The organism is Lutibacter oricola, assembly GCF_900106565.1.
GTDB classification, from domain to species: domain Bacteria; phylum Bacteroidota; class Bacteroidia; order Flavobacteriales; family Flavobacteriaceae; genus Lutibacter; species Lutibacter oricola.
The window spans coordinates 1-2961 of sequence record NZ_FNNJ01000037.1 but is presented as its reverse complement, the minus strand read 5'-3'; the positions used below and the strand labels follow the sequence as shown (position 1 = coordinate 2961).

1 protein-coding gene is annotated in these 2961 nt (G+C 26.7%); it reads left to right on the top strand.

The window, feature by feature from the left end:
- The first annotated feature begins 1289 nt into the window (after positions 1 to 1289).
- Positions 1290 to 2735 (top strand): hypothetical protein, encoded by a 1446-nt coding sequence (locus tag BLU40_RS17275; protein ID WP_090126738.1) that lies wholly within the window; start codon positions 1290 to 1292, stop codon positions 2733 to 2735.
- The last annotated feature ends 226 nt before the right edge of the window (positions 2736 to 2961 follow it).

Sequence of the window (2961 nt, the reverse complement as noted above, 5' to 3'; positions counted from 1 at the left end):
TTAGCACCAAAATGCAAAGCTGCTACAAGCAACATTGCATAACCAAAATTGTTGCTTTCTGCTAAATAGAATGTTTCTTAACTTTTATTTTATTATTTTTATAAACGAAAAATTGCGATAACTTAAAAACAACTTTGGTTATCCTAAACCGTTGCTTGTAACAGCGGATTTCACTTCTGAAATCCACATTTTAGTCATTTAAGATTAAATTAGTTAGTCTGACAGAGGCACGAAAAAAATTATTAATGAGGGAAAATTCTGATCATTCTTCTACTCTATCAAACAGAAACTAAATTGAGTTATTTGAGAAATAAACAAATGATAAATTGAAACGCAAAAAGCTCATTAAAACGGAACGATTTTAGCACAACTACGAATTTCTAGTTGAAACGTGTAAAATGAGCAAAATAGAGGATTTTGAGCAATGAAATCGGAGAACTAACTGAGATGTGAGAGAAAACTCGATTTGAAATAAATAGTTAAGATTAAGTAAACTAAAAAGATAAATTTGAGAATTAAAAACATCTATGAATGAAAATTGCTACGTATGATTTTTTAGCACCAAAATGCAAAGCTGCTACAAGCAACATTGCATAACCAAAATTGTTGCTTTCTGCTAAATAGAATGTTTCTTAACTTTTATTTTATTAATTTTATAAACGAAAAATTGCGATAACTTAAACACAACTTTGGTTATCCTAAACCGTTGCTTGTAACAGCGGATTTCACTTCTGAAATCCACATTTTAGTCATTTAAGATTAAAATAGTTAGTCTGACAGAGGCGTGAAAAAATTATTAATGAGGGAAAATTCAGATAACTCTTCTACTCTATCAAACAGAAACTAAATTGAGTTATTTGAGAAATAAACAAATGATAAATTGAAACGCAAAAAGCTCATTAAAACGGAACGATTTTAGCACAACTACGAATTTCTAGTTGAAACGTGTAAAATGAGCAAAACGGAGGATTTTGAGCAATGAAATCGGAAAACTAGCTAAGATGTGAGAGAAAACTCGATTTGAAATAAATAGTTAAGATTAAGTAAACTAAAAAGATAAATTTGAGAATTAAAAAAATCTATGAATGAAAATTACTACGTATGATTTTTTAGCACCAAAATGCAAAGCTGCTACAAGCAACATTGCATAACCAAAATTGTTGCTTTCTGCTAAATAGAATGTTTCTTAACTTTTATTTTATTAATTTTATAAACCAAAAATTGCGATAACTTAAACACAACTTTAGTTATCCTAAACCGTTGTATGCAAGCTGAAAAAAGAAAATAATTTGAATTTAAAATATACCATAATTGAAGGAACTTTAAATGGAGAAATGAAACAATGTGAAATTCCATTCGCATTAGTTTTTGAAGAAAATGGTATTTACTTTCTTGAAACATTTCTACCTGTTGATTTTTTTGAGAAAAATGATTTTTCTAAAAAGTATAATCTTACAGGAAAAACAGAAAAAGGATATAAAATAGAAATTAAAGACTTAACCTATTCACTTTACCAAGGGAAAAACCGAAAAGCAAAATTTGTCTGTAGAAATTATTTAAAATTAACCAAAGAGAATAATATTTCAAAAGAACTTATAGGTGATAGAGAAGATTCAATTTTGTTCATCGAAATTGAAGGTTTTAACACAAAATTTTCTGATTATACTGATGTGAAAAAAATTAGACAATATGGTGAAGTTGATGATTTTGATATAAATTTTGACCATACAAGTTGTTCTATGTATGCACAAATTGATGGATTTAGGGAAAATTATTTTCATTTAGTTTTTAGCAAATCAGTATCAAATGATTTAATTTCTATTGACTTTACTAAAAATTCAGGTCAAGGAATTTTAACATTTAAGCATTATCAAAAATTAAAAAAGCAATTCATTGGTTTTCTATCACTTATAAACGGAGGAGATGTTTATGTCAGAAGAGAATTAACTGGGAAGACTTATAAAGTTGATGGTTCTGATTCTCAAATCGTTTACATTTATTCATTTTTTAAGAAAAACACTTCAAATACAAGTCATTATATCCCGATTAATGATAATCATTCATATAGTTCATCTATTTTTCAAAATGCATTTTTAGAATGTTTTAATAATTTTTATCATTCAGATATTAAACTGGATTTAGTTTCTATTATATCTTCATTAAATGCATCATTTACTACATCAGGAATACAACAATCATATTCAATTTTAATTAATGCTTTAGAAAAACTTTGTAGTAATTATCAAAAATCGAATGAAAATTTAATTGAAAATTATATTCCAAATGAATTATGGGAAAATACCATTAAAGACAATTTAATAAAAGTGTTAAAGGCATATAAGCCACAAATCAACTCAAATGACAAAAATAATTTTAGCATTTTTAATTCTAAAATTGGGGATTTAAATAGGCGAAAAAATAGTACTGTTGAAAAAATGTATGAGCTTTTTAAGTTTGGATGTATTCCAATTAATGAAAATGTAAATAATTTAATTAATAAAGAAAGACACACTGCTGTTCATAATGGAGAATTTGGCAAAAATTCAACAGAGGAGTATATTAATTATTTGAAACTAGATCACATTTTAAGAGATTTGATTCTTAACATCATTGATTATAGAAGTTATCGAAAACACACTTATGAATATGCAACTATTGAGGAAAGAAGAAAAGCATATCCTAAAAGAAAAAAAGAACCAGTTACATATGTTTGTTCACAACCTTATAGAAAGTAAAGCCTGCATACAACAACTGGTATAAAAAATTGCTAAATTCAACAAAATAGAATGTTTCTAAAATATAAATAACTTAAATTTAAACATCGGAAAATTACGTTTACAAAAACGCAACTTTCCATACCAAAAACCGTTGCCTACAATGGCGGATTTCACATCTGAAATCCACATTTTAGTCATTTAAGATAAAAATAGTTAGGCTGACAGAGACACGAGAAAATTAATT